Origin of the sequence: Microbacterium algeriense, assembly GCF_008868005.1 — a bacterium.
GTDB classification, from domain to species: Bacteria; Actinomycetota; Actinomycetes; order Actinomycetales; family Microbacteriaceae; genus Microbacterium; species Microbacterium algeriense.
In genome coordinates this window covers 654,823-675,565 of the sequence record NZ_WAAO01000003.1, presented here as the reverse complement: position 1 = coordinate 675,565, position 20,743 = coordinate 654,823, and the positions used below count along the sequence as shown (strand labels likewise).

Below are 20,743 nucleotides of genomic sequence, written 5' to 3'. Positions count from 1 at the left end.
ACGCGTCGAGCTCGCCTGTGCATTCTGGGCGGCAGCGTTCTTTCGGGCTCGAAGACCATGCCCTGAGGGCATTGGCTTGACCGCATAGGAAATAGGTCAGCGGAGACTGTATAGTTCAGCTTATGCTGACCATTGCTTCTCGTCTCGACGTCATGAACCGGCTCGGCCGCGCCATGGCTGATCCTACGCGTTCTCGGATTCTCATGACTCTGCTCGGTGGCCCGAGCTACCCCGCAGTCCTGTCCCGTGAGCTAGAGCTGACGCGCTCCAACGTGTCGAACCATCTCACCTGCCTGCGTGACTGCGGGATCGTTGTCGCCGAGCCTGAGGGCCGGCAAACCCGCTACGAGATCGCCGACCCTCATCTCGCCGCGGCCCTCCTCGCGCTTGTGGATGTGACGCTGGCTGTGGACGAGCACGCGCCGTGTGTGGACTCGGCCTGCACGGTGCCGGGCTGCTGCGGAGCAGGGGCTGACGCGTGAGCGCGGCGTGCGGCTGCGAGCACGAGTCCGCCGCCCCGGCGGGAGAGGAACACGAAGAGGCTGAGCGGCCGTGGTGGAGGGACCGCGGGATCATGGTGCCGGTCCTTTCCGGCGTTGCGTTCCTCGTCGGCCTGATCCTCGAGTGGTCCGGCCTCGAGATTCCGGCGCTCGTGCTGTTCTGGGCCGGTCTGCTGCTGGGTGCGTCGACGTTCACGCCTGGCGCGATACGAAAGCTGTTCAAGGGCAAGCTCGGCATCGGACTGCTGATGACCATCAGCGCCATCGGTGCAGTCGTCCTCGGATACGTCGAGGAGGCCGCGGCTCTGGCGTTCCTGTACTCGATCGCTGAGGCGCTCGAAGACAAGGCGATGGACCGGGCCCGCGGGGGGCTACGGGCGCTCCTGAAGCTCGTCCCGGAAACAGCGACCGTGCTGCAGGGCGGCAACGCTGTGCAGGTGCAAGCGAGAGAGCTTATGGTCGGTCAGGTCATGGTGGTCCGCCCGGGCGAGCGGATCGCAACGGATGGGATCGTCCGCTCCGGTCGCTCCAGCCTGGACACCTCGGCGATCACTGGGGAGTCGATCCCGGTCGAGGTCCAGCCTGGCGATGTTGTGTCGGCCGGCGCGATCAACAGCGCCGGCGCGCTGGAGGTCGAAACGACGGCTGCGGGCACCGACAACTCGCTCACCACGATCGTCGAACTGGTAGAGAAAGCACAGACCGAGAAGGGCGAGCGTGCTCGTCTCGCGGACAGGATCGCCCGCCCGCTGGTGCCCGGCGTGCTGATCCTCGCAGCGCTTGTCGCGATCATCGGTTCGCTGCTGGGCGACCCCGAGGTGTGGATCACCCGCGCGCTCGTCGTGCTCGTCGCGGCCTCCCCGTGTGCGCTGGCGATCTCGGTGCCGCTGACGGTCGTCGCTGCGATCGGTGCGGCGAGCAAGTTCGGTGTGATCATCAAGTCCGGCGCCGTTTTCGAGCGCTTCGGGACGGTCCGGCACGTCGCCGTCGACAAGACCGGAACCCTCACCCGCAACGAGCCCGTGGTCACCGCCGTGCTCACCACGAACGGTGTAACCGAGGTCCAGGCGTTGGCGTGGGCGGCTGCCCTGGAGCAGCACAGCACACATCCTCTTGCCTCAGCAATCACCGCCGCAGCCTCGGGGACACCGGCAGCTGCAGATGTGACCGAGCAGGCCGGCCACGGTATTGACGGCACCGTCGACGGATCGAGAATCACCGTCGGCAGTCCCCGCTGGCTGGACGCCGGCGACCTCGTCGAGCGGGTCGCAACGCTGGAAGAGCAGGGCATGACCGTCGTCATCGTGCACCGCGACGGGTCACCGGTCGCCGCGATCGGCGTCCGTGACGAGCTGCGCCCTGAAGTCTCTGACGTAGTCCGGACACTCACCGGCCAGGGCGTCGGCGTGACGATGCTCACCGGCGACAACGCCCGGACCGCTCGTGCTCTGGCTGCGCAGGCCGGGATCAGCGCCGTGCGAGCGGAGCTGCGCCCGGAGGACAAGGCGACCGCGATCGCAGAACTGTCGAAGGCAGGACCGGTCGCGATGATCGGCGACGGCATCAACGATGCCCCGGCCCTCGCTAGCGCAGACGTCGGCATCGCGATGGGCGCGACAGGCTCCGACGCAGCGATCGAATCCGCCGACGTGGCCTTCACCGGCCATGATCTGCGCCTCATCCCGCGGGCGTTCGATCACGCCCGGCGCGGTCGACGGATCATCAACCAGAACATCATCCTGTCGCTGCTGATCATCACCGCCCTGCTCCCGCTCGCGCTCTTCGGCGTCCTGGGGCTCGCGGCTGTCGTCCTGGTCCACGAGGTCGCGGAGGTCATCGTGATCCTCAACGGCCTGCGTGCCGCCCGCACGCCACGACTGGAAAGCTGATGCTCGCCACCATCGGTTCAGCGATCGGCCTTTTTGCGGCGACGAACATCGACGACATCGTCGTGCTCACCGTGCTGTTCCTCGCCTCCAGTCGAGGGAAACCCCGCCCGTGGCAGATCATCGCAGGCCAGTATCTCGGGTTCATCACCCTGGTCGTGATCAGTGTGATAGCCGCGCTCGGGCTCACGATCGTTCCGGACGAATGGGTCGGGTTCCTGGGTCTGATCCCGCTCGGCATCGGCGTGTGGACGCTCATTCGCGGCTTGCGCCGCAACGGCGACAATGACGACGACGACTCCAAGATCACCGCGGTCGGACTATGGGGCGTCGCAGGGATCACGATCGCCAACGGGGCCGACAATATCTCCCTCTACACGCCAATCTTCCGCACCAGCACCCCAGTCGACGTCGCGATCATGATCGTCGTGTTCCTCATCCTCGTCGCGGTCTGGTGCGCGGCCGGCCGGCTGATCGGCACCAACAAGGCTGTTACCGAGGGGCTGGAGCGCGTCGAGCACTGGCTCGTACCGGCCGTGTTCATCGGCCTGGGCCTGTTCATCCTGATCGAATCTGGGGTCATCGTCCGTCTGATCGAGGTGCTCGCATGACCTCCTCCCAGTCAGAGGCTCATCCGCCCGCTGCGCGCAAGCTGTCGTCGACCCGGCGGCGGCAGCTCACTGGTGGAGCGCTCTTGATCGCCGTGGTCGTCGTGCTGATCGATCAGGGAACCAAGGTGTGGGCCGAAGCGACCCTCACCGACCGTGAGCGCATCCCGCTGATCGGTGACCTGCTGGGTTTGCAGCTCGCCTATAACCCCGGAGCGGCATTCTCCTTCGGGGAAGGCTTCACCTGGGTGTTCGCGCTGCTCGCTGTCGCCGCCACGGTCACAGCGATCGTGTTCGCGTTCCGAGTGCAACGCGTGAGATGGGCGATCGTCATCGGCGCGCTCGGCGGCGCTTCCGCCTCACACGCAGGCGACCGCCTTTTCCGGGACCCCGGATTCGCCCGTGGTCACGTCGTGGACTTCCTCGCCTACGGAAACTGGTTCATCGGCAACATCGCCGACATCGTAATCTTCGCCGCAGCGATCACCGGAGCAGTTTTCATGATCCGCGCCGGGGATGAGAGCACCGAGTGAGATCCGTTGTGCGGTGGTGGGACACCCATCAACTCGCCCTCTACATCGGCGCGATCGCCGTGGGCAGCCGTTGAGTGAGTTCACGCTTAGGCAGGCGGGCGGTCGCGATGTAGGCGCAGAGCCACCCACCAGCCGCATCGTCGACAGATGAAAGCGCGATCGTCTCCGAGTGCGTGCAGCTTCTTGCGTGGCAGATGTCGCCCGCAGCACGTGCACGCAACGTCCTCGTCAGTCGCCATGAGCGGAGAGCGCCTCTCGAATCTGTTCAACCGTTGGCATCCCGGCCAGCCCAGCAGGGGTGCTGTAAATACGGCAGGCGAGGTCATTGCTTCGCCCCGACCCCGGAAAGAGATCGTTGCCATCCAGGGTGATCGTGGGGGAGCCCGCGAACGAGACTGCGCCCGCGTCCTCCTCCGTCCGGATGAGTCGGTAGTGAACCTCCGATTCGTCGTGGCCTGTTTCTCGTAGCGCCTCAGAAACACGAAGGCCAGCCTCAACCCAGCTGGGGCAACCGGCGATATAAAGCAGCTCAATCTCCACGACTCAATCATCCTCGACTTCGCTGTTGATGTCGTGCCCGGGCTACCACCGAAAACGATCGTTTGCGGCCGGGCACCCGTGGTGGTGCTGGGGAAGTGCGACACGCCGAGCGTCGCCCCGCCGTAACCCCCTGCCGAAACGTTAGGGCGCCGAAACGGGTGGTGTATGGGTTTCGGCGCAGGTTCTGCCGACCGCCAACCATCCGTATTCGGGGTCTGGATGTGCGCGCGTTTTGACCGTCGTCCTGCATGAGTCGGCCTGACGATCTGACTTTCCTCGCGACCGCAGCTGGCTTCATTGCCACTCCGAAGGGAGGCGGCCCCCAGCACTCTGCTTTAGATCGGACTTAGTCCGATCTCGCCGCGGGTAGTCCGGTGTAAAGCCGTTAGTCCGATCCAAAGGCGGAAATCACAATAGAAGTATTGACACCGCTTCGCCGTGGGCATAACGTACAACCAAATGGTTGCACAAGAGAAGTTGAGCGAAGCGGAGGTCGACCGTGTGTTCCACGCACTGGCGACGTCGACCCGGCGCGACATCCTGCGCCGGACGATCGAGCGGGAGCAGTCCGTCTCGACCCTCGCCTCCGAATACGAGATGTCGTTCGCCGCGGTGCAGAAGCACGTCGCCGTGCTCGAGGCCGCGAACCTCATCGTCAAGCGCGCCGAGGGACGCGAGCGGCTCGTCCGCGCGAACCCCGAGATGATCGCCCGCGCCAGGGCGCTCCTCGCCCGATACGAAGAGCTGTGGCGGTCGCGCATCGCCCGACTCGACGACCTGCTGGCGGACCCTTCGACAAGCTCAGGGACCCACGGGGTGAGCTCAGGGACCCACGGGGTGAGCTCAGGGACCCACGGGGCCCCAGGGGGCGACCGCACCGAGAGCACCGAGAACACGAACACCGAACAAGGAGACTGAAATGCCCGTCACCGATGTCACCACCGACGCCGACAACCTCACCATGACCGTGGTCGCGGACTTCGCCGCCCCGGTCGAGCGGGTCTGGAGCGCCTACAGCGACCCGCGCCAGCTCGAGCGCTTCTGGGGCCCTCCCGGATGGCCGGCGACCTTCACCGCCTGGGACCACACCGTCGGCGGCAAGGCCGTGTACACGATGAACGGACCGCGGGGCGAGCGCTCCTCCGGCTCGTGGGAGTTCCTCTCCATCGACGAGCCGCGCGGCTTCGAGGTGATCGACTCCTTCGTCGACGAGAACGGCACACCGCTGGACGGCTTCCCCGCGCAGCGCATGTCGTTCGCCTTCGAGCCGACCGCGGACGGCACCCGCATGGTCACGACGAGTCACTTCGACTCGGTCGACGCGCTCGAGCAGGTCGTGTCGATGGGCCAGGTCGAGGGCATCAAGATGGCGATGAGCCAGCTGGACGCGGTGCTGCAGGACCTCCGCGACTACGCGCAGGGCAAGGGCACGCGTGTGGAGCTGCTCGACGACACGCACGTGCGCATCACGCGGCTGGTGGAGGGACCGCGCGAGCTGGTCTGGCGCGCCCACTTTGAGCCGGAGCTCATCCGCCAGTGGATGCTCGGTCCCGACGGCTGGGAGATGACGGAGTGCGTCGCCGCGACCGAGGTCGGCCAGTCGTACCGGAACTCCTGGGCGCCGGTCGGCGACACCGAGGGCGAGCCGTTCGGTTTCGAAGGGGAGGCGCTGCTGATCGACGCGCCCCGTCGCGCCGTGACCACCGAACGGATGCAGGGCATGCCCACCGAGACCCTGAACGACCTGAACCTCTACGAGGAGGACGGCGCGACCCTCGTCACGGTGCTGATCGAGTACCCGGACAAGGAGACGCGCGACATGATCCTCGCCACCGGCATGGCCGACGGCATGGAGGCATCGTTCTCCCGCCTGGAGCGCCAGCTGCTCGCGGTCTGACCCCCCGCCCCCGCGCCATCCCGCGCCGGATCAGGCGGTCACGCCGGTCAGGCGGTTCTCTCCGGAGACCGCCTGATTCGGCGTTTCTGCCTGTACTGGGGGAACCGGGGCGCCGGGCGAGCGAAGCGGAGGCGACGGATGAGGGATAAAGTGGCGACACGATGAGGATCACGCGCCGTACTCTGCTCCTCGGCGCCGGAGCCGGTGTCGCCTCGGTGCTGCTCGCCTCCTGCACACCCGAGCCCGTGCCGACGCCCACCCCGACCCGCACGCGCGAACCGGAGCCTCCCCCCGGGGTGCCCGCCCCGGCGGGGAGCATCCGCAGCACGTGGACCACCGACCCGTTCGCCCTCGGCGCGGTCAGCTTCACCCCGGTCGGCGTGCTGTCCGACACCCGCACCGCGCTGGCCCGACCCGTCGACAAGCGGCTGTTCTTCGCGGGCGAGGCGACCGATCCGGATGCTCCCGGCACCGTGCGCGGCGCGATCAGCTCGGGGCAGCGGGCGGCGGACGAGCTCCTGATCCCGGCGACCTCGGGAGAGCGCATCGCCGTGATCGGGGCAGGGCTCGCCGGAGCCACCGCCGCGGCCCGACTCGCGGAGAGCGGGATGCAGGTGACGGTGTTCGAGGCGCGGGACCGCGTCGGCGGCCGTGTCCTCTCGCGCGAGGACGACTCCTGGCCGCTCCCGGTGCAGCTCGGCGCGTGGCTCTTCGGCGCGGACGACGCCGAGGTGCTCGACCGCCTGGGCGGCGGCGAGGTCGACGTCGAGGACCTGACCGGCGAGCTCTGGCGCAGCCCCGAAGGCGACACCGACCCCGTCGACCCCGAGCCCTTCACCGCCGCCGTCGCCACGGCCCAGGCCGCCCCCGAAGACTCCTCGATCGCAGACGCGCTGGCCGCGGCGGGCCTCGACCCCGCTGATCCGGGGACCGCCGCGCTGCTCGCGATCCTCGCCACCCGCACGGGCGCCGGAGCCGATGAGCTCTCCAGCTGGTTCGCACCGCCGCTGCCGACGGGAGACCTGTCCGGCGCGCGCGACAGCCTCACCCCGTTCGTGGATCAGGCGCTCGACGGCGTCCAGGTGGGCCTGAACTCCCCGGTCTCCCGACTCGCCTACGACGACAGCGGGGTCAGCGTGCGCCTCGGCACGGGCGAGGCGATGTCGTTCGACCGGGTGCTGGTGACCGTGCCGCTGGGTGTGCTGCAGGATCGTGCGATCGAGTTCGATCCGCCGCTGCCCTTCTCGAACCGCGGCGCGATCTCCGCCCTCGGCATGGGCGCGATCGAGACCGTGTGGCTGCGGTGGGACGAGCCGTTCTGGGAGAACGAGGAGGCCATCTGGCACTCGGTGGGCGCCGACGTGGCCATCCCGACCTGGATCAACCTGCGACCGGCGACCGGCGAGAACGTGCTGGTCGGGATCGTCGGGGGATCGGCGGCAGCGGACTTCGCGGCCCTCGACGAGGACGACGCCCTCGATGCGGCGCTCGCCTCACTCGCCCTCTACCTCTGAGTCACGCGCTCCCGGACGGCGAGGGCGTCCGGCGCAGGTCCCTGCGCCGCATCCTCCTCGCCGCCGCGTCGTCTCGGCAGCGGCATCCGGCTGATCAGGACGAGCGCGCAGGCCACCACCGCGAACGTGCCGAGAGCGATCGCGGAGGAGACGAGGAATTCGAGCGGTCCGCTCACCTGTCGGGGGTCGAGGAAGTAGTACGGGTACCAGCCGATCATCGGCCCGCGGACCATCGTGAACACGCCCCACAGCACCGGGTAGGCGAGCGTGATCGGCACCACCCGCCAGGGGACGGAGCGGTGACCGGGAGCGAGCGCCCAGGCGGCGACCGTCACCGCCGGAAGCCAGAAGTGCAGCACCTGGTCCGACCAGGGCACGTCGATGCGGATCCCCCGGAGCCCGGCCTGCCACACGAGGATCGCGAAGACGAGCCCGGCCGTGATCGTCCAGGTGAGCACGAGCGCCAGGGCGACCGTGAGCCACCGCGGATCGCGTGCTGTGCGGAGGGCGATGACACCGGCGATCGACAGCAGCACCACGAACGCGATGTTGGACTGGTTGGTCAGGTAGGCGAAGAAGTTCTGGCTCGCGATGGTGTGGGATGCGAGACCCCACGCGAGGCGATGGATCAGCGCCACGAGGCAGACGACGGCGGCGGCGAGGCGGAGCAGGCCGAAGACGGTGCGGGCCTTCACCGCTGCGTCACCACCCATTCCGTCATCCGCCGAGTCTACGGATCGCGGGTCAGCGGATCATCGAGAGCAGGAGTCGTCCGGCCTCGTCGCGCGTCGGCGCGGTGAACATCGGCAGCGCCAGCACGTAGCGGCCGAACAGGAATCCGACGACGGCCACGGCGATGCGGCGGGCATGCTCGCGACCGAAGTCGACGGCGAGCGGCTCGAAGACGGAGCGTTGGATGTAGTCGCCGATCGCGTCGGACGAGCCGTCGCCGGACGCCAGCCGCCGCGCGAACTCGGCGAGTCGAGTGCCGTGCTCCTGGTGCTCCCAGACCGCGAGGATGCCGTGAGCAAGGCGCGACAGATCGACTCGTCCGCCCTCGTCGCGGGACAGGGCGATGACGTCGTGCGGCGCGGCACGCAACGCGATCGCCGCGGCCACCAGCTGCTCTCGCGAGCCGAAGTGATAATTGACCAGGGAGTGGCTGACGCCGACCTCGGCGGCGAGGTCCCTGGACGAGACGGTCGGCAGGTCGCCCGCGTCGAAATGGCGTTGGGCGGCATCCAGGAGCCGCTGTCGCACGGTCGACGGCCCCCGTGGGCGCCCGGCTCGTTTATCGACCATGCTCGCATCGTTGCACGGAGCGATGCACGCTTTCCCCATGGACACGGAGATCGAGACGGATGCCGTCATCGTCGGCGGCGGGCCCGCAGGACTCATGCTGGGGCTTCTGCTGGTGCGCCGCGGCCTCGACGTCACGGTGATCGAGAAGCACGCCGACTTCCTGCGGGATTTCCGCGGCGACACGATCCACCCCTCGACGCAGCAGCTGCTCGCAGAGCTCGGCCTCCTCGACGAGTTCCTGGCCCGTCCGCACGCCGACATGTCGCGGGTCACTCTCAGCTGGCACGGCGCCGAGTTGACGCTCGCCGACTTCTCCCGTCTGCCGACCGCGAGGCGGGTGATGACGTTCATGCCGCAGTGGGACTTCCTCGATCTGCTGGCGGATGCCGCGGGCCGGCGCCCCGGGTTCCATCTGCTCCGGTCGACGCGGGTGGCGGGTGTGACCAGGGAGAACGGGCGGATCGTCGGCGTCACGGGCACCGGACCAGACGGCGCGGTCGACGTGCGCGCCCGCGTCGTCGTCGACGCATCCGGGCGCGATTCCGAGGTCCGAGCCGCGGCGGGCCTGACGCCCGTCGGGGTGGCGGCCGCGATGGATGTGCTCTGGTTCCGGCTGCCGAAGCACCCGGGAGAGACGCATCCGTTCATCCAGGCGGGCGAGGGGATGATCATCACGATCGACCGCGGGGAGTTCCTCCAGATCGCGCATGTGATCCCCGCCGGGACCTGGACCGGATCGACGGACGATGTGCAGCGGATGATCCAGCGGGTGCGCCGCATCGCCCCCGGGCTCGGAGCCGCCGCGGCCGATCTGACCGGCGAGGATGTGCACCTGCTGCGCGTGCGGCTCGAGCGCCTGCGTCGCTGGTGGAGCGACGGCCTGCTGTGCATCGGCGATGCCGCCCACGCCATGTCCCCGGCCGGAGGCGTGGGCATCAACCTCGCGATCCAGGATGCGGTGGCCGCCGCGCGCGTCCTCGGTCCGGCGCTGGAGCGGGGGACACCCCGCATCCGCGACCTTCGACGCGTGCAGCGCCGACGCACCTGGCCGGTCGTCGTCACGCAGGGAGTGCAGCGGATCCTGCAGCGTCCGCTGCTCGCCTCCACGCCGGTCGGCGCACCGCTTCCCGTCCCGCTGCGGCTGCTGCGCGATCATCCGGCGCTGACGCGGGTCACCGGGCGGTTCGTGGGACTGGGAGCCCGGCCGGAGCGACTGTGACGGGGGCGGTCGCGGGCGTCAGCGGCGAGCGGGGCGGGTCGACCACAGGGCCAGTGCGACGAGCACGGGCTGGAAGAACAGCCGCACGAACCGCTTCATGTCCGTGTCGAGTCCGAAGCCGTCGCGGTGATGCATCCACTGCGCCACGTTGCCCGGGAACACGGCGATGAAGAACAGGGCCGCGATCCGCCCGACCGCGCGTCGGCGCCGATGCGCCCAGAGCAGCGCCGATCCCAGCGCGATCTCGGCCACGCCGGACGCGAGCACCGTCGCATCCGGATCGAGGGGCAGGGATTCGGGCACCTGCGCCTGGAACTCCTTCCGCGCCACCGTGAGGTGCGACACTCCCGCGAAGACGAGGGAGGAACCGAGGAAGATGCGGCCGATGGTGCGAGCGGGAGTCGACATGGTGCGAGTGTACGCGCCGACGCGGGGTGCGGCGCCGGTGCCTCAGATCAGACGGCGCAGAGCCTCTTCCAGGGTGACCCCCTGCGCCTCGGCGCGGTCGCGCAGCCGGGCGTGCTCGTCGGAGGAGAGCGGGATGCGCACCTCGATCGGGTCGTCCACGGGGGCGTCGAGACCGTCGAGCAGGTCGGATGCCTCGGCCCAGAGCGGCTCTGCGGCAGCGGGGGCCGGTGTCGCAGTCGGTGCCGGATCGGGAGCGGGGGCGGCGGCTGCGGCCACGGAGGCGGACGCGGCCACGGCGGCTCCGGCATCCGTCGCCAGCGTGAACCCGGGGCCACGACGCGGCTCCTGCTTCTGCTGGTACGCCTTGGCCGCGGCGTTCGCGCGCTCGTCCGCGGCCTCGTTCAGGGGGTGCCCCGCGTGTCCCTTGACCCAGGAGAACTCCACGTCGCGGCCGCGGATCGCCTCATCGATCCCCTCCAGCAGGTCACGGTTGAGCACCGGGCCGCCGTCGGACTTGCGCCATCCGCGCCGCTTCCATCCCGGCATCCACTTGGTCACGGAGTCGATCACGTAGCGGCTGTCGCATTCGATGAGCAGCTTCTCGTCGGTGCCGGCCGTCGCGCGCAGCAGTTCGAGCACCGCACGCAGCTCGCCCTGGTTGTTCGTCCCGTGCGGGGAGCCGCCGGCCGCCCAGTTGGCTTCGTCGATGTACCAGGCCCAGCCGTTGGGGCCGGGGTTTCCCAGGGCGGAGCCGTCTGCGGCGGCGGTGATCGTCATCCCTCCACCGTAGCCGCGGGCGGGTGCGTGCCCGTGCCACCGCCGTTTCGCACCGAGGTCGCAGCGGAGGGGCGCAGGGATGCGACGCGAGCGCGAATCTGCGGCGGGGTCAGTCCTCGGGCTCTCCGGTCTCCGCGCGCTCCTCGGCAGGGGGCGGGGGCGGCGCGACGGGGAACAGGATCGAGCTGAGGTCGCCGCTGGTCTCGGCCCCGAGGCCGATCGAGAGCGGATCGACCACGGGGGCGGTGTCCAGCTGATCCGACTCCGAGTGCTCGAGCGGCTCGGAGGGCAGAGCCCACGGGTTCTCTTCTTCTTCAGGCTTGTGCTGGAACAGTCCCATGCGGTCCATTGTGACCCCCGGAGGGGGTAGCCGGGTCTGATTCACACCGGATTGATCGGATGCCGGTGCCTGCGCGATCCGTCAGGCAGCGGCAGCGCGGACGGCCTGGACGAGCGCGAGCCAGGGGCCGTCCAGGGCAGAGTCCGGGAGCTCGCGCTCGCGGCGCTCGGAAGGGGTGCGGGCGCGGATCCGCCAGACGAAGCGGTCGGCGCCGGTGTCGGCATCCGTCTCCTGGTCCCAGGGGCAGCGGTCGATCAGGTCGATCCACTCCGACGCGTCCGACGATTCCACCTCGACCCGCCACTGCCGGCGGATCCCCGCGATGCCGCCGGAGCGCACCACCGCGACCACGACCTGCGGGTCAGTCGGCGGAGGGGACTCGCTCATCCTCATAGACTCCCACGGCCGTCCACGCGCGTCGAGCCGCTGCGACCGTGGCGCGGTCGATGGCCTCGGCGGCGGAGACCGTGGCGTCAGCGAACTCGGTGAACGTCGCGGTGTCGGACAGCCCGCCGGTCAGCGCCCGATACCAGACCGTGCCAGCGCGCTCCCAGGCGTTGCCGCCGAGATCGCGGGCGAACAGGGCGAAGGCCCGGTTCGGGATGCCGGAGTTGATGTGCACCCCGCCGTTGTCCTCCGTCGTGCGGACGAAGCCGCTCATGTGGTCGGGCTGCGGGTCTTTGCCGAGCTCATCGTCGTCGTAGGCCGTGCCCGGAGCGATCATCGACCGCAGGGCCGCACCCTCGACGGCGTCGGTGAAGATCTCGGCGCCGATGAGCCAGCTGGCCTGGTCGGCGGTCTGCCCGAGGGCGTACTGCTCGGTCAGGGCGCCGAAAACATCGGCGATCGACTCGTTCAGGGCGCCGGGCTGGCCCTGGTATTCGAGGTTGGCCGTGTGCTGCACGACCCCGTGTGCGAGTTCGTGGCCGATCACGGTGAGAGACGCGGTGAACCCCTGGAACACCTCGCCGTCGCCGTCGCCGAACACCATGCGCTCGCCGTCCCAGAAGGCGTTGTCGTAGTCGACGCCGTAGTGCACCGTCGCGTCGAGCGGCGCGCCGGCATCGTCGAGCGAGTTGCGGCCGAACGCCGCGAGCAGCATCTCGAACGTCGCCCCGAGGCCGTCGAAGGCCTCGTTCACCGCGGCGTCTTCGACCGGGGCGTCGTCTTCGCCGCGCACGATCGCCCCCGGGAGCTGCTGCGTGTTGCCGGCGTCGCTGATGGTGCGGTTCGGCGCATCGGAGAGCTGCGCGACGAGGTCGCCGTTCTCGTCGATCGAGAGGTCGATGCGGGCGCGGAACGGCGGGCGCCCCGCGGTCAGCGTCTGCCGGGCGGCGGCCGCGGCCTTCGGGAAGCGGCCGGACTCGGCGAGGCGCGCCAGCAGATAGGAGGGAATCACTCCGTGACGTACCGCCGCTGTGCTGCTCATGCTGCGACCCTACGCCGGGGTGGCGACGTTCGCGCGCATCCGTCTCCGACGCCCGGACCCACGCGGCATCGGACTTCCGACTTGAGGATGAGAATCATTCTCAATAGGGTGAGAGAGCCATGACACGCTCCGCTCCCCGCCTCGCCGTCGCCTCCGCCGGACTCGCGCTCCTGCTCACCCTCGCCTCCTGCGCGGTCGCCCCGACGCCCCGCCCGGCCACCACCGAGGTTCACGGCTTCGACGCCGGGGGTGCCGCCGAGGTCGCCTCCCCTGCCCTCGCGCTCGTCATCGCCGACGAGGAGGGAGCGCTCACCCTGATCGACCTCGACACCGAGGAGCGGGAGAAGTTCGCATCCCCCGGAGACGTGACCGCGGTGTCCGGCGACGGGCGCCTGATCTACCGGGCTCTCGCAGACGACGCCGGCGTCGAGGTGATCGACACCGCACGCTGGACCGTTCCGCACGGCGACCACACCCATTCGTTCCGCGGCGACGCGCGGTCGCGGGGAACGCTCGACGGCACCGGCGACGTGCGCGTGACCGCAGGAGGGCAGCGTGCGTCCGTCGCGTTCGGCGGCTCGAGCCTCGTGGTCCTCGACCATGAGGAGCTCGGCGCGGGGCTCGAGTCCGCGGACCCGGTCGCCGTCATGCACACCGGCCCGGTGGTGCCGTTCGCCGGCGGGCTGCTCGTGCCCGCCGACAGGGCGGTCGCGGCGACCGATCTCTCCGGCGCCGCGCTCGATGCATCCGCGCCCTGCCTCGACGCTTCCGACGCGGACGTCACCCGCGTCGGCGCCGTGTTCGCGTGCCCCGACGGCGCTGTGCTGTTCACCCGCGAGGTGGGGGGAACCGTCGCCGCCGAGGTCATCCCCTTCCCCGCGGATGCTCCTCCGGCGACCGACCTCGCCGGGCGAACCGATCGTCCTGATCTCGCCGGCGTCGCCGGTTCCGCGGGGGCCTGGCTGCTCGACGTCCGGCAGCGCCGCTGGACGTTCCTGCACTCCGATGTGCCGCTGCTGCGTGCCGTCGCCGTGGGCGATGACGACAGCCGCACGGTCGCGGTCGACGCCGAAGGGTGGGTGCGGATCCTGGCAGCGGACGGCTCGGTGCTCGCACGGACGGAACCGCTGCTCGCGGATGCCGTCTCCGACCCGGCGCTGCGCGAGCGGGTGCAGCTCGTCGTCGGCGGGCGGCACGCGTACCTCGCAGACCCCGCTCTCGGCGCCGTGCACGAGATCGACCACACCGACGCGCGCATCACCCGTTCCTTCGACGATCTCGACCCCTCGTTCCTCCAGCTCGTCGGCTGACCCGAGTCTTCGGCGGCCCCGGTCGTCACCGCGCACCCGCGCACCCACCACACAGAGAAGGAGACCACCCATGTCCCGACCCCGCACCCGCTTCGCGCTCGCCGCGTTCGGCGCGCTCGCCGTCGCGGCGCTCGCCGGATGCGCCGGCGCCGCCCCCGCCGGCTCCTCGGCCGACGCCCCGAGCGGCGAACAGCATGACGGCGACACGCGCGTCGCCGTCACCTACGACGGAGGAGTCCTGGTGCTCGACGGGAAGACCCTCGAGACGATCGGGGAGGCGCCGCTCGGCGGCTTCCTGCGCGTCAACAGCGCCGGCGATCACGACGGTCACGTCTTCGTCACCGCGGAAGACGGCTTCCACGTCCTCGACAGCGGCCTCGCCTCCGACGCCGTGGAATTCACGGGCGAGGTGTTCGAAGCCGTCGCAGCCGGCCACGCCACTCCGCATGCCGGACGCACGGCCCTGTTCGACGACGGCACAGGCGAGGTGCGCGTGTTCGACACGGACGCCATCGGCACCGGCACGCTCCCCGAGGTGGACACCCTCACCTCCGAGGCGGCCCACCACGGGGTCGCCATCGAACTCGCCGACGGCACCGTCCTGTCGACGATCGGCACCGCCGAGGCGCGTTCGGGTGTCCGGCATCTGGCTGCCGACGGCACCGAGCTCGCCCGCAGCGAGCAGTGCCCCAGCGTGCACGGCGAAGGAGCCCTGAAGGACGAGGTCGTCATGTTCGGATGCGAGGACGGCGTGCTGCTCTTCGACGACGGCGCGTTCACCAAGATCGAGGCGCCCGACCCGTTCGGTCGCACCGGGAACGCCTACGTGTCCGAGACCAGCTCGATCGCCTTCGGCGACTACAAGACCGACCCGGATGCGGAGGGATACCTGCTGTCGCAGCTCGTCCGGATCGACGCGGACTCCCGGACGCTGTCGGTCGTCGACCTGCCGGACGGCGTGGAGTACACGTGGCGCGGGGTCGGGCGCAGCGCCCACGATGACGTCGTCGTGCTCGGCGCGGACGGGGCGCTGACCGTGCTCGACGAGGCCGGCGCGCCGGTGGACTCGTGGCAGGTCATCGATCCGTGGGAGAGCCCGACCGAGTGGCAGCAGCCGCACCCTGGCCTGCGCGTGGTGGGGGATGTCGCGTACGTGACCGAGCCGGCGAAGAAGCGCATCCTCGCGGTCGATCTGCACACCGGCGAGGTGGCGGCGGAAGCCACGCTGGATGTCGTGCCGAACGAGTTCGTCGTCGTGGGAGCCGCGGGCCACTGAGTCCCCTCGAAGGGCGGGCCGGCGCGGCCCGCCCTTCGTCGTCCCCTGAGGTCAGTCGCGCTCGATGCTCAGCACGGTCGTGCGGAGGCCGTCGGACTCGTGCTGCACCGGCATGCCGGGGTGGTCGATCGAGAACCAGAAGACGCCGTCCGCGGTGTCGTAGCGCCGACACGTGAGATCGCCCAGCGGAGTGCTCAGGGCCACCGTCGAGACGCTGGTCGTCTCCGCGTCGAAGGCCGCATGGCTCTGCAGCTCGACCCAGGTCACCCGGTTCGACACGACGGCCTTCGGATCGTCGACGGCCCAGCGGTCGAGGGTGGCGCCCTCGTCGTCGGTGTCGTGGAAACGGTTCACGTGCTCGCCGAGCGGACCGTCGGGGCCTTCCAGCAGCAGGTGGACGGTCGTGCCCGCTCCCGTCGCATCGCGGATCTCGGCGGCGGTGAACGGCGTCGGCAGGAGCCCTGGTCCGAGGAGGTGGGGATCGGTCATGAGGACAGTCTGCGCCATGATCCTCCGAGGCGCCGGGTCCCGACTGCGGGCGTCGAGTGCACGGGATCTCGACGAGTGCACGGCTTCGTCGCGTCGTTAGGCCGTGCGCTCGGCGACGAGCCGTGCACTCGACGACCGACGACCGGCAACCGACGGCGGGCGTGCTCGGCGCCGGGCGGATGCCCAGGACACTCGCGTAAAATCAGGACAATGACCGACGCCCCCTCCGACGCTGCACCCGACCTCGGACCGGGCATCGACCCCGAAGACCTCGCCACGACGCTGCGCGTGCTGGCCGAACTGCACGAGATCGACAACGAGCACCCCGACTTCGTCGCCGTGCGCCATGCGACCGCGGCGATGTTCAAGGCCGTCAAGCGCGTGCGGCGCAAGGAGATCCGCGACGCGATCGCGGAGGCCGACAAGGCCGTCGTCGCCCGCACCGCCACCGGGGCGCCGGACCGCATCGACGACGAGACGCGCGGCAACGACCTCGCCACCAGCGTGGTCGACGCCCCGATCGCCGGCGAGCTCTTGAAGCCGCGCAACTGCTACATCTGCAAGCAGCCCTACACGCTCGTCGACGCCTTCTACCACCAGCTCTGCCCGGACTGCGCCCGCTTCAGTCACGGCAAGCGCAACGCCCGCACCGACCTCACCGGCAAGCGTGCCCTGCTCACCGGCGGCCGCGCCAAGATCGGCATGCACATCGCGCTGCGGCTGCTCCGCGACGGCGCCCACACCACGATCACGACCCGCTTCCCGCGCGACGCCGTGCGCCGCTTCTCGGCTCTTCCCGACTCGGCGGACTGGCTGCACCGGCTGCGGGTGGTCGGGATCGATCTGCGCGACCCCGCCCAGGTGATCGGTCTCGCCGACTCGGTCGCGGCCCAGGGCCCGCTCGACATCCTGATCAACAACGCCGCGCAGACCGTGCGCCGCTCACCCGGCGCGTACTCGCTTCTCGCGGATGCCGAGCTGCAGCCGCTTCCCGATGGACCGCTGCCCGAGATGGAGACGTTCGGGCACACGGCCGACCCGCACCCGCAGGCGCTGCAGGCTTCGGTCGACGCGCACCCGCTGCTCTCCGTCGCAGCCCTCGGCGGCACGGTCGCCGAGCAGGGCGGCCAGGCGCTCACGGCCGAAGACCTCGCGCGGCTCGCGATGGCCCCCGGATCCTCCTCGCTCGAGAAGCACGCCGACGGCACCGCGATCGACGCCGGCGGACTCGTGCCCGACGTGAACCGCGTGAATAGCTGGGTGCAGTCGATCGATCAGGTCGATCCGCTCGAGATGCTCGAGGTGCAGCTCGCCAATACGACGGCGCCGTTCCTGCTGATCAGCCGCCTGCGCGCCTCGATGGCCGCGTCATCGGCGCACCGCAAGTACGTGGTGAACGTCTCGGCCATGGAGGGCCAGTTCTCGCGCCGCTACAAGGGCCCTGGCCACCCGCACACGAACATGGCCAAGGCCGCACTGAACATGCTCACCCGCACCAGCGCCGGCGAGATGCTCGAGAAGGACGGCATCCTGATGACCGCCGTCGACACCGGGTGGATCACCGACGAGCGCCCGCATTACACGAAGGTGCGCCTCGCCGAAGAGGGCTTCCACGCCCCGCTCGACCTGGTCGACGGTGCCGCCCGCGTGTACGACCCGATCGTGCGCGGCGAGGCGGGCGAAGACATCCACGGCGTGTTCCTGAAGGACTACGAACCCAGCCCCTGGTGAGCGCCTCCGGCTAGTGGGCGCGTTCGGCGAGGTTCGCCGAGGCCCAGCGGCCGAGCTGATCGAGGATCGGCAGGAGTCCCTCGCCGCTGGACGTGAGCGCGTAGGAGACCGCGACGGGAGGGCCGGCGTCGACGGTGCGGGCGACCAGCCCGGCGTCGGCGAGTTCGGCCAGCCGGTCGGACAGCACGGTGTCGCTGATACCGCCCACCGCGCGGCGGAGCGTCACGAAGCTCGAGGGGCCGCCGCCGAGCGACGACACGATCATGCCGTTCCACCGTTTCCCGAGCACGGTGAAGGCCAGGGTGACGGCGGTATCGCACACCTGACGCTCTTCGTCGATCTCGGACATGCGCCCATCCTACCCGTGCTACGTTAACCGATGCCGCTAAGAAAAACCTAGCGACTACGAAAACGAGAGGTAGGCCCATGTCCCTGTTCCGCCTGGATGCCAGCATCCTTCCCGCGTCGTCCGCCAGCCGTGCGCTCGCCGACATCGTCGAGGCCGAGTGGACCGCGTCGCACCCCGACTCCACCGTCACCCGCCGCGATCTGGCGAGCGACCCGGTGCCCGCGACCGCGTGGGCTGATGCCGTGACCGGCGGCTTCGTCGACGAGGCCCAGCGGACCCCCGCGCAGAACGAGGCCCGCGCCCTCGCGACGCAGTTCGCCGATGAGCTCATCGGCGCCGACGCGCTGCTGTTCGCGGTGCCGCTGTACAACTACGGCGTCTCGCAGCACTTCAAGACCTGGTTCGACCTGGCCTACACCGACCCGCGCATCGATCCGACCGGCACCGCCCTGAACGGCAAGCCCGCCACGCTCGTCACGGTCCTCGGCGGCAACTACGCTCCCGGTTCGCCCAAGGAGGGCTGGGACCACTCGACCGGCTGGCTGCGCCGTGTGCTCGAAGACGTCTGGGGTCTCGACCTGCGGGTCGTGCAGCGCCCGTTCACACTGGTCGGCGTCAACCCGGCGCTCGACGCGTTCGCCGACACCGCGCGCGAGCTCAAGGAGAACGCCGAGGCCGACGCCCGCACCTACGGCCGGGAGCTCGCCGCGACGCGCGATCCTCGCGTGGCCTGAGTCTCTCCGTACACCTGTCGGGCGGACGGACGGATGTCGGACCGGAAACCGCGTTCCGGTCCGACATCCGTGAAACCGTCCGACATCCGGCACCCGGCACCCGACACCCGACACCCGGCACGCACCCGGCACGGGTGTGGGGGGTCAGGACAGGGCGGCGGGATAGGGGTGCGGGAGCCAGACCGTCACTATGAGGCCGCCCTCCGCGCGGGGCGTGAGCACCAGGGTGCCCCCGTGCGCCTGCGTGAGGCGGTCGACGATCGCGAGGCCGAGCCCTGCGCCGCCGTGATCCTCGTCGCGGGTGCGGTCCGCTCCCCGCTGGAACGGCTCCACCAGGGTCGCCACGCGGTGGGCGGGCACCACATCGCCGGTGTTCTCGACGACGAGCGCGACCGCGTGCGGCAGCGCATGCGTGCGCACGGCGATCGAGCCGCCCGAGGGCAGGTTGTGCACGATCGCGTTGACGACGAGGTTCGTGACCAGCTGCGGAAGCAGCGCGGACGACCCGAGCGCGGGTGCCGACGCTCCGCTCACCTCCACCGAGACGCCCCGGCGATCCGCGAGCGGCAGCAGGACCTCGACGGCCTCCTCCGCGAGCAGGGACAGATCCAGGACCTCGCGACGGAACGTGCGCTGGTCGGCCTTGCTGAGCAGGAGCAGGGCCTCGGTCAAGCCGATCGCGCGGCTGTTGACCTCCTGCAGCCGTGCGATGAGCGCATCGACGTCGCGGTCGGGGTCGTCCCGTGCGACCTCGAGCATGGCCTGTGTGATCGCCAGCGGGGTTCTGAGCTCGTGCGAGGCGTTGGCCGCGAACCGCTGCTGCTCGGCGACGTGGGCCTCGAGCTGCTCGAGCATCGAGTCGAAGACGTCGGCGAGGTCCCGGAACTCGTCCCGCGGACCGGGGAGCGCCACCCGGTGGGACAGCGATCCCTGGGCCGCGAGCCGCGCCGCGTCGCCGATGCGCTCGAGAGGGGCCAGCATCCGCCCGGCGAGGATCCACCCGCCACCGAGGCCGATCGCGAGCAGGACGATCATCGCGATCGTGACGACGGGAACGAAGGCTCTCGTCAGATCACTCCGGTTGGGGAACACGTTGACGGTGTCGGGGACGTACCTCAGGAGGTAGAGGACGACCACGGCGAGCAGCAGCACCCCGGACACGACGACGACGCCCGCATAGCTCAGGGTCAGCTTGAGGCGGGCGCTCATCCCGGGGCGGCGTCTAGGCATCCGCGTCCGTTCCGATCCGATACCCGACACCGGGCACGGTGAGGATGATCCAGGGCTCGCCGAGCCGCTTGCGCAGGGAGGAGACGGTGATGCGGACGGCGTTCGTGAACGGATCCGCGTTCTCGTCCCAGGCGCGCTCGAGCAGCTCCTCGGCACTGACGACGCCGCCGTCGGCATCGACGAGCACCTCCAGCACGGCGAACTGCTTGCGGGTGAGCGCCACATATCGGTCGTCGCGGTAGACCTCGCGACGGAACGGGTCGAGACGGAGCCCGGCCACCTCCAGCACGGGGGGCCGCGAACGCTGGCGTCGACGATCGAGAGCCCGCAGTCGCAGCACGAGCTCGCGCATCTCGAACGGCTTGGTCAGGTAGTCGTCGGCGCCGATCTCGAAGCCGCTCGCCTTGTCGTCCAGGCGGTCGGCAGCGGTGAGCATGAGGATCGGGATGCCGCTGCCGGACGCCACGATCCACCGGGCGATGTCGTCGCCGGAGGGACCGGGCACGTCGCGGTCGAGCACGGCGATGTCGTAGGAGTTGATGCCCAGCAGCTCCAGGGCGGTGTCGCCGTCGCCCGCGATGTCGGCGGCGATCGCCTCCAGGCGCAGGCCGTCGCGCACCGCCTCGGCGAGGTAGGGCTCGTCCTCGACGATCAGCACACGCATGGCAGCG

General features: G+C 70.1%; 24 protein-coding genes. 12 read left to right on the top strand and 12 right to left on the bottom strand.

What is annotated here, in order from left to right:
* The first annotated feature begins 122 nt into the window (after positions 1 to 122).
* The 4 genes from cmtR to F6A08_RS16890 are packed head-to-tail and all read left to right on the top strand — an operon-like array spanning position 123 to position 3,527.
* Entirely contained in the window at positions 123 to 482 is a 360-nt protein-coding gene (gene cmtR, locus F6A08_RS16905; protein ID WP_017201917.1) for a Cd(II)/Pb(II)-sensing metalloregulatory transcriptional regulator CmtR, read from the top strand.
* Positions 479 to 2,389, top strand: a complete 1,911-nt coding sequence (locus F6A08_RS16900; protein WP_040568236.1) for a heavy metal translocating P-type ATPase — start codon at positions 479 to 481, stop codon at positions 2,387 to 2,389. Before cmtR ends, F6A08_RS16900 begins: the two co-directional genes overlap by 4 nt.
* Entirely contained in the window at positions 2,389 to 2,997 is a 609-nt protein-coding gene (locus F6A08_RS16895; protein WP_017201915.1) for a cadmium resistance transporter, read from the top strand. Before F6A08_RS16900 ends, F6A08_RS16895 begins: the two co-directional genes overlap by 1 nt.
* On the top strand, positions 2,994 to 3,527 hold the full coding sequence (locus F6A08_RS16890; protein ID WP_029264099.1) for a signal peptidase II: 534 nt from the start codon (positions 2,994 to 2,996) through the stop codon (positions 3,525 to 3,527). Before F6A08_RS16895 ends, F6A08_RS16890 begins: the two co-directional genes overlap by 4 nt.
* Positions 3,528 to 3,755: 228 nt before the next feature.
* Here the strand turns inward: F6A08_RS16890 and F6A08_RS16885 are convergent, their stop codons facing one another.
* Positions 3,756 to 4,067: a hypothetical protein gene (locus F6A08_RS16885; protein WP_017201913.1), complete on the bottom strand. Its 312-nt coding sequence runs from the start codon at positions 4,065 to 4,067 to the stop codon at positions 3,756 to 3,758.
* Positions 4,068 to 4,544: 477 nt separating this feature from the next.
* Here F6A08_RS16885 and F6A08_RS16880 point away from each other — a divergent pair, with 477 nt between their 5' ends.
* From F6A08_RS16880 to F6A08_RS16870, 3 genes are all read left to right on the top strand, one after another.
* Positions 4,545 to 4,985: an ArsR/SmtB family transcription factor gene (locus tag F6A08_RS16880; protein ID WP_420846046.1), complete on the top strand. Its 441-nt coding sequence runs from the start codon at positions 4,545 to 4,547 to the stop codon at positions 4,983 to 4,985.
* Position 4,986: 1 nt separating this feature from the next.
* Positions 4,987 to 5,964: an SRPBCC family protein gene (locus tag F6A08_RS16875; RefSeq protein WP_151460097.1), complete on the top strand. Its 978-nt coding sequence runs from the start codon at positions 4,987 to 4,989 to the stop codon at positions 5,962 to 5,964.
* A gap of 161 nt (positions 5,965 to 6,125) precedes the next feature.
* The gene (locus F6A08_RS16870; RefSeq protein WP_151460096.1) at positions 6,126 to 7,478 is read left to right on the top strand and encodes a flavin monoamine oxidase family protein; all 1,353 of its coding nucleotides are present in this window, start codon (positions 6,126 to 6,128) and stop codon (positions 7,476 to 7,478) included.
* Here the strand turns inward: F6A08_RS16870 and F6A08_RS16865 are convergent.
* Positions 7,469 to 8,191, bottom strand: coding sequence for a Pr6Pr family membrane protein (locus F6A08_RS16865; RefSeq protein WP_151460095.1), 723 nt, complete (start codon positions 8,189 to 8,191; stop codon positions 7,469 to 7,471). The two genes, F6A08_RS16870 and F6A08_RS16865, sit on opposite strands and share 10 nt — an antisense overlap.
* A gap of 31 nt (positions 8,192 to 8,222) precedes the next feature.
* Positions 8,223 to 8,780, bottom strand: coding sequence for a TetR/AcrR family transcriptional regulator (locus F6A08_RS16860; RefSeq protein WP_192576809.1), 558 nt, complete (start codon positions 8,778 to 8,780; stop codon positions 8,223 to 8,225).
* Between the two features lie 37 nt (positions 8,781 to 8,817).
* On the opposite strand from F6A08_RS16860, the gene F6A08_RS16855 reads away from it, so the two are divergent.
* Positions 8,818 to 9,999, top strand: coding sequence for an FAD-dependent oxidoreductase (locus tag F6A08_RS16855; RefSeq protein WP_192576808.1), 1,182 nt, complete (start codon positions 8,818 to 8,820; stop codon positions 9,997 to 9,999).
* Positions 10,000 to 10,017: 18 nt separating this feature from the next.
* Here F6A08_RS16855 and F6A08_RS16850 read toward each other — a convergent pair whose 3' ends face one another.
* The 5 genes from F6A08_RS16850 to F6A08_RS16830 all read right to left on the bottom strand — a co-directional run bounded on the left by F6A08_RS16850 (position 10,018) and on the right by F6A08_RS16830 (position 12,953).
* Entirely contained in the window at positions 10,018 to 10,407 is a 390-nt protein-coding gene (locus F6A08_RS16850) for a DoxX family protein (RefSeq protein ID WP_124894648.1), read from the bottom strand.
* Positions 10,408 to 10,449: 42 nt separating this feature from the next.
* Positions 10,450 to 11,184, bottom strand: a complete 735-nt coding sequence (locus tag F6A08_RS16845) for a ribonuclease H family protein (protein ID WP_151460092.1) — start codon at positions 11,182 to 11,184, stop codon at positions 10,450 to 10,452.
* A 109-nt stretch (positions 11,185 to 11,293) separates the two neighbouring features.
* A complete protein-coding gene (locus tag F6A08_RS16840) occupies positions 11,294 to 11,524 on the bottom strand; it encodes a hypothetical protein (RefSeq protein ID WP_017201904.1) in 231 nt (76 codons plus the stop codon).
* An 81-nt stretch (positions 11,525 to 11,605) separates the two neighbouring features.
* A complete protein-coding gene (locus F6A08_RS16835) occupies positions 11,606 to 11,911 on the bottom strand; it encodes a protealysin inhibitor emfourin (RefSeq protein ID WP_017201903.1) in 306 nt (101 codons plus the stop codon).
* Positions 11,886 to 12,953 (bottom strand): M4 family metallopeptidase, encoded by a 1,068-nt coding sequence (locus F6A08_RS16830; protein ID WP_151460091.1) that lies wholly within the window; start codon positions 12,951 to 12,953, stop codon positions 11,886 to 11,888. Before F6A08_RS16830 ends, F6A08_RS16835 begins: the two co-directional genes overlap by 26 nt.
* A gap of 119 nt (positions 12,954 to 13,072) precedes the next feature.
* On the opposite strand from F6A08_RS16830, the gene F6A08_RS16825 reads away from it, so the two are divergent.
* Positions 13,073 to 14,263: a hypothetical protein gene (locus F6A08_RS16825; RefSeq protein WP_151460090.1), complete on the top strand. Its 1,191-nt coding sequence runs from the start codon at positions 13,073 to 13,075 to the stop codon at positions 14,261 to 14,263.
* Positions 14,264 to 14,333: 70 nt separating this feature from the next.
* Positions 14,334 to 15,539: a hypothetical protein gene (locus tag F6A08_RS16820; protein WP_151460089.1), complete on the top strand. Its 1,206-nt coding sequence runs from the start codon at positions 14,334 to 14,336 to the stop codon at positions 15,537 to 15,539.
* A gap of 51 nt (positions 15,540 to 15,590) precedes the next feature.
* Here the strand turns inward: F6A08_RS16820 and F6A08_RS16815 are convergent, their stop codons facing one another.
* Positions 15,591 to 16,028, bottom strand: coding sequence for a hypothetical protein (locus F6A08_RS16815; protein WP_225855877.1), 438 nt, complete (start codon positions 16,026 to 16,028; stop codon positions 15,591 to 15,593).
* 210 nt (positions 16,029 to 16,238) lie between these two features.
* On the opposite strand from F6A08_RS16815, the gene F6A08_RS16810 reads away from it, so the two are divergent.
* Positions 16,239 to 17,759, top strand: coding sequence for an SDR family NAD(P)-dependent oxidoreductase (locus tag F6A08_RS16810; protein ID WP_151460087.1), 1,521 nt, complete (start codon positions 16,239 to 16,241; stop codon positions 17,757 to 17,759).
* Between the two features lie 10 nt (positions 17,760 to 17,769).
* Here the strand turns inward: F6A08_RS16810 and F6A08_RS16805 are convergent, their stop codons facing one another.
* Positions 17,770 to 18,108, bottom strand: coding sequence for a winged helix-turn-helix transcriptional regulator (locus tag F6A08_RS16805; protein ID WP_124894663.1), 339 nt, complete (start codon positions 18,106 to 18,108; stop codon positions 17,770 to 17,772).
* Positions 18,109 to 18,185: 77 nt separating this feature from the next.
* Here F6A08_RS16805 and F6A08_RS16800 point away from each other — a divergent pair, with 77 nt between their 5' ends.
* Positions 18,186 to 18,842 carry an FMN-dependent NADH-azoreductase gene (locus tag F6A08_RS16800; protein ID WP_017201894.1) on the top strand — a complete coding sequence of 219 codons (657 nt, stop codon included), beginning with the start codon at positions 18,186 to 18,188 and terminating at the stop codon, positions 18,840 to 18,842.
* Positions 18,843 to 18,986: 144 nt separating this feature from the next.
* Here F6A08_RS16800 and F6A08_RS16795 read toward each other — a convergent pair whose 3' ends face one another.
* Positions 18,987 to 20,051 carry a sensor histidine kinase gene (locus F6A08_RS16795; RefSeq protein ID WP_151460086.1) on the bottom strand — a complete coding sequence of 355 codons (1,065 nt, stop codon included), beginning with the start codon at positions 20,049 to 20,051 and terminating at the stop codon, positions 18,987 to 18,989.
* A 13-nt stretch (positions 20,052 to 20,064) separates the two neighbouring features.
* Positions 20,065 to 20,736 carry a response regulator transcription factor gene (locus F6A08_RS16790; RefSeq protein ID WP_151460085.1) on the bottom strand — a complete coding sequence of 224 codons (672 nt, stop codon included), beginning with the start codon at positions 20,734 to 20,736 and terminating at the stop codon, positions 20,065 to 20,067.
* Positions 20,737 to 20,743: the final 7 nt, after the last annotated feature.

What these genes read in the sequence shown, in the direction of transcription:
- F6A08_RS16870 (WP_151460096.1), top strand. Translation starts at nt 6,126, where the DNA reads ATGAGGATCACGCGCCGTACTCTGCTCCTCGGCGCCGGAGCCGGTGTC.
- F6A08_RS16855 (WP_192576808.1), top strand. Translation starts at nt 8,818, where the DNA reads ATGGACACGGAGATCGAGACGGATGCCGTCATCGTCGGCGGCGGGCCC.
- F6A08_RS16845 (WP_151460092.1), bottom strand. Translation starts at nt 11,184, where the DNA reads ATGACGATCACCGCCGCCGCAGACGGCTCCGCCCTGGGAAACCCCGGC.
- F6A08_RS16790 (WP_151460085.1), bottom strand. Translation starts at nt 20,736, where the DNA reads ATGCGTGTGCTGATCGTCGAGGACGAGCCCTACCTCGCCGAGGCGGTG.
- F6A08_RS16875 (WP_151460097.1), top strand. Translation starts at nt 4,987, where the DNA reads ATGCCCGTCACCGATGTCACCACCGACGCCGACAACCTCACCATGACC.
- F6A08_RS16895 (WP_017201915.1), top strand. Translation starts at nt 2,389, where the DNA reads ATGCTCGCCACCATCGGTTCAGCGATCGGCCTTTTTGCGGCGACGAAC.
- F6A08_RS16850 (WP_124894648.1), bottom strand. Translation starts at nt 10,407, where the DNA reads ATGTCGACTCCCGCTCGCACCATCGGCCGCATCTTCCTCGGTTCCTCC.
- F6A08_RS16830 (WP_151460091.1), bottom strand. Translation starts at nt 12,953, where the DNA reads ATGAGCAGCACAGCGGCGGTACGTCACGGAGTGATTCCCTCCTATCTG.
- F6A08_RS16820 (WP_151460089.1), top strand. Translation starts at nt 14,334, where the DNA reads ATGTCCCGACCCCGCACCCGCTTCGCGCTCGCCGCGTTCGGCGCGCTC.
- F6A08_RS16805 (WP_124894663.1), bottom strand. Translation starts at nt 18,108, where the DNA reads ATGTCCGAGATCGACGAAGAGCGTCAGGTGTGCGATACCGCCGTCACC.
- F6A08_RS16810 (WP_151460087.1), top strand. Translation starts at nt 16,239, where the DNA reads ATGACCGACGCCCCCTCCGACGCTGCACCCGACCTCGGACCGGGCATC.
- F6A08_RS16795 (WP_151460086.1), bottom strand. Translation starts at nt 20,051, where the DNA reads ATGAGCGCCCGCCTCAAGCTGACCCTGAGCTATGCGGGCGTCGTCGTC.
- F6A08_RS16865 (WP_151460095.1), bottom strand. Translation starts at nt 8,191, where the DNA reads ATGGGTGGTGACGCAGCGGTGAAGGCCCGCACCGTCTTCGGCCTGCTC.
- F6A08_RS16800 (WP_017201894.1), top strand. Translation starts at nt 18,186, where the DNA reads ATGTCCCTGTTCCGCCTGGATGCCAGCATCCTTCCCGCGTCGTCCGCC.
- F6A08_RS16835 (WP_017201903.1), bottom strand. Translation starts at nt 11,911, where the DNA reads ATGAGCGAGTCCCCTCCGCCGACTGACCCGCAGGTCGTGGTCGCGGTG.
- F6A08_RS16840 (WP_017201904.1), bottom strand. Translation starts at nt 11,524, where the DNA reads ATGGGACTGTTCCAGCACAAGCCTGAAGAAGAAGAGAACCCGTGGGCT.
- cmtR (WP_017201917.1), top strand. Translation starts at nt 123, where the DNA reads ATGCTGACCATTGCTTCTCGTCTCGACGTCATGAACCGGCTCGGCCGC.
- F6A08_RS16825 (WP_151460090.1), top strand. Translation starts at nt 13,073, where the DNA reads ATGACACGCTCCGCTCCCCGCCTCGCCGTCGCCTCCGCCGGACTCGCG.
- F6A08_RS16890 (WP_029264099.1), top strand. Translation starts at nt 2,994, where the DNA reads ATGACCTCCTCCCAGTCAGAGGCTCATCCGCCCGCTGCGCGCAAGCTG.
- F6A08_RS16860 (WP_192576809.1), bottom strand. Translation starts at nt 8,780, where the DNA reads ATGGTCGATAAACGAGCCGGGCGCCCACGGGGGCCGTCGACCGTGCGA.
- F6A08_RS16815 (WP_225855877.1), bottom strand. Translation starts at nt 16,028, where the DNA reads ATGACCGATCCCCACCTCCTCGGACCAGGGCTCCTGCCGACGCCGTTC.